This is a genomic window from Peribacillus sp., from assembly GCF_059453735.1.
Genome location: NZ_JAZVJO010000223.1, coordinates 1 through 3,223, shown reverse-complemented (window position 1 = coordinate 3,223; position 3,223 = coordinate 1). Strand labels below are relative to the sequence as shown.

Genomic DNA, 3,223 nt, shown 5'->3' with positions numbered 1-3,223 from the left:
AGCAGGTGACCGTTACTGACTCGATAACGAGTACTGCCATACTTCTTCACATGTTGTATTTCAATTTGAAGGGCTTTTTGCCATTCTTTAATATATTCTACAGTTGAGTTCATTTTTCTCTTCCTTTACAAAATCAAGGCTCAATCACTGTGGATTGAGCCTTTTGGTTACTACACTATACCATTATTTTTACTGCTTCTTTTCCATGAGTTCGGAAAATTCATTGACGAGTTCGTTGAAAATACCCATCGCATGTTTAATGGTTTCCGGCTTAGTTAAATCAACACCTGCTTTTCTTAGTAAGTCAAGCGGGTACTCAGAGCTTCCACTCTTTAAAAAGTTCAGGTACGACGTTAATGCTGTTTGATCTCCAGAGAGAATTTTGTCAGCAATGGTTATAGCGGATGCATAGCCTGTCGCATACTTATATACATAAAAATGCCGATAGAAATGCGGAATCCGGGACCAGCCGTATTTGACCTCTTCATCAAATACCATCTCATCCCCATTGTATTGCTTAAAGATTCCGGCGTAAACATCATTAAATACTTCCACTGTTAACGGTTCATCATTCTCCGCCTTTTCATGGACAATTTTTTCGAACTCGGCAAACATGACTTGCGTGAAGAACGTTCCTTTAAAACTGTCAATGAAATGATTAATTAAGTGTTTTTTCTTTTGGGCGTCGGTTGTTGTGTTTAGCAAATACCGAATTAATAAAATTTCATTAACTGTTGATGCAACCTCCGCTACAAAAATAGAGTACCCCGCACTGATTTGCGGCTGGTAGTTTGAACTGAAAAAGGAATGCATGCCATGTCCGCACTCATGCGCCAACGTAAACAGACTATCCAGGTCATCGTGGTGATTTAAAAGAATAAATGGATGTACCCCATAGAGGCCGAGGTTATAAGCACCTGAACGCTTACCTGGTGTTTCACGTACATCTAGATAGCGTTTTTCTCTAAATTCAGCCAGAGTTGCCACGTATTCTTCACCGAGCGGTTTTAACGCTTCAAGCATGATTTCATACGCTTGATCATAGGATATCTCTTCTTTAGCATCTTGAACAAGTGGAACATTCATATCATATTGACGCAATTCGGCTACGCCTAAAAGTTGTTTCCGAAGCTTAATATACTTATGCATGGGAGCAATATTCTCTTTTGTTGCGGCAATAAGGTTATCATAGACTTCTTTCGGAACTTGGTCTGAAAATAATGATTTTTCTAGGGCAGAAGGGTAATTTCTTGTTTTAGACAAAGCGACATTATTTCGAACCGATGCAGATAAAGTCGATGCAATGGTATTTTTAAGCTGAACATAGGGCTTGTAGTAGGCATGATAGGCTTCCTTTCGTTTTGCCCGATCTGGATCTTCGATTAATTTTGTGTACATACCACGGGTAAGTTCTATTTCTTCACCATCATCATTGGTTACTGTCCCGAATTTAATATCCGCATTATTAATCATGCCAAATGTTTTCTGTGGAGCCCCAAATGCTTCAGAGATTTGAGAGAGAATTGCTTCTTGATCTTTGTTCAGTACATGGGATTTAAACCGGTAAGAATCCAGTAAATCATCTTCAAAATATTTTAGACCTTCCACTTCCGCAATATAGCTTTTTAGAGTTGATTCTTCAAGACTTAATAAAAACGGCATGAAAAACGATGAAGCCTGGCTGATTTTACGACCTAATTGCCCTGCCCGCTCTAACAACGCTTGGCTCGAGGAGGAACGTGTATCCAAATCAACAGAAAGCATGGCATACACATACACTTTTTTATAGGTATAGCCTAACTCCTCGCTTAATGATAAATAATCAAATAAAGCTTGAGCAGACGGAATATTATCTTCATATTCACTAAGTTTCTTTGTTAACGTACTGATTTGTTTGAAGTCTTGTTCCCAGCTGCTTAGATCAGGATAGATATCTTCTAAACGCCATTTCTCAGCTGTATTTACTTCATCTCTTGTTTTATATGTAGTCATTTTAGTGTACTCCTCCATTCATTATTCTATTTTTATTATAAAGCACGAATATTACCCCTGCCTAATTTTCCTTTTGTCCCCATTTCCTAAATTGGTAAGGAGGTTCCTCATTTGAAAAAAATACTCGTTCTGATTGGCTATTTAGTGATCTTTGCTTTATCGGTCACTGCTTATCAAACCAAGCTTTCATCACCAATCGTAGAGAAGCCGTCTTCTTCCTGTTGCATTAAAATCAATTACGTCAGGAACGACGGATCAGGAATTGCAGCAGCTCGTCAAAACGGTAGGAAAAAAATGACGATATACTGTCTTTCGCAGGTATGCAGCCCAGCCAACGAGGTCTAAAGCTGTATCCTTAAGCGATAATGGTTGATATGAAGCCCTGTAACAAAATCCCATCTTTTCATCCAGGTCAAAAGACCATTACTGTCCATAGCGGAGCAACATGGGATGAAACGTATATCAATCCTTTTCATCTCGCGCTTAAAGTCACACAATCGCAGAATATATTTACCGTTGGCGGCTCACTTAGTGTGATTGTTCATGGCGGGATATTCGTCATCATGCCCTAATAGAAACCGTTCAGTCATTTCGGCTTTTGACGGCAGAAGGAATTATTCTTCAAGTCAGTAGACAGGAAAACCAAGATTATTTACGTCTGTGATTGGCGGATATGGTTTGTATGGGATTATTCTCGCTCGCCCATCAAGGCAGTTATTATCTCCCTTAGTACAGTTATCCTTCTTCCTCACAATTAAGAGAAGCTTATCCACGAACGGAAGAATTTTTTAAAGTAAAGCATAAGTATGATCCGGAGGAACTTTTTATGAATCTGTTTTATAAGGAGTATAAATCCTACTGCTTGTTTATTCATGGTGCTGTTCAGAAAAATACTGAGAAAACAGTTCTTGCTCGTCACGTTGATAAAGGTAAGGCAGGAAAAGAAATTGGACAGTATCATGTCGATTTTCTGACGATTGGCACAATCTTTATCTAGCTCCGCTTATCTATATGTGGAGTGGTTTTTATATTTTAAAAAGAACAAGCAGCACTGCTTCTTGAGCACTGCTGCTTGTTCTTATCAATTTATTCACTGTCCTTGTGATGAAATGGACATTTTCCTTGAATAGGTTCACTGTCATCCCCAATGAAGAATTGTTTCCATTCATTATGTTCAGGATCACCATAATGCGAAATATCAGGGTGCGTCGGCAAGTGATCCCATTTCTCA

At 38.8% G+C, this 3,223-nt stretch carries 4 protein-coding genes and 1 pseudogene; 3 read left to right on the top strand and 2 right to left on the bottom strand.

Annotated features, from left to right (window positions below; translation table 11 throughout):
• Positions 1–189: 189 nt before the first annotated feature.
• Positions 190–1,992, bottom strand: a complete 1,803-nt coding sequence (gene pepF, locus AC52RT_RS07025) for an oligoendopeptidase F (protein WP_495540080.1) — start codon at positions 1,990–1,992, stop codon at positions 190–192.
• 111 nt (positions 1,993–2,103) lie between these two features.
• Between pepF and AC52RT_RS07020 the strand changes: the two genes are divergently transcribed.
• From AC52RT_RS07020 to AC52RT_RS07010, 3 genes and pseudogenes are all read left to right on the top strand, one after another.
• Positions 2,104–2,337, top strand: a complete 234-nt coding sequence (locus tag AC52RT_RS07020) for a hypothetical protein (protein WP_495540079.1) — start codon at positions 2,104–2,106, stop codon at positions 2,335–2,337.
• Positions 2,338–2,357: 20 nt separating this feature from the next.
• Positions 2,358–2,688, top strand: a pseudogene (locus AC52RT_RS07015) (FAD-binding protein); the annotation flags it as partial.
• A 130-nt stretch (positions 2,689–2,818) separates the two neighbouring features.
• The gene (locus AC52RT_RS07010) at positions 2,819–2,989 is read left to right on the top strand and encodes a hypothetical protein (RefSeq protein ID WP_495540078.1); all 171 of its coding nucleotides are present in this window, start codon (positions 2,819–2,821) and stop codon (positions 2,987–2,989) included.
• 89 nt (positions 2,990–3,078) lie between these two features.
• On the opposite strand, the gene AC52RT_RS07005 is transcribed toward AC52RT_RS07010, so the two are convergent.
• A partial coding sequence (locus tag AC52RT_RS07005) for a YqcI/YcgG family protein (protein ID WP_495540081.1) occupies positions 3,079–3,223 on the bottom strand: 145 nt, incomplete at its 5' end.

Coding starts and splice junctions, on each gene's coding strand:
- AC52RT_RS07010 (WP_495540078.1), top strand. CDS start 2,819: ATGAATCTGTTTTATAAGGAGTATAAATCCTACTGCTTGTTTATTCAT.
- pepF (WP_495540080.1), bottom strand. CDS start 1,992: ATGACTACATATAAAACAAGAGATGAAGTAAATACAGCTGAGAAATGG.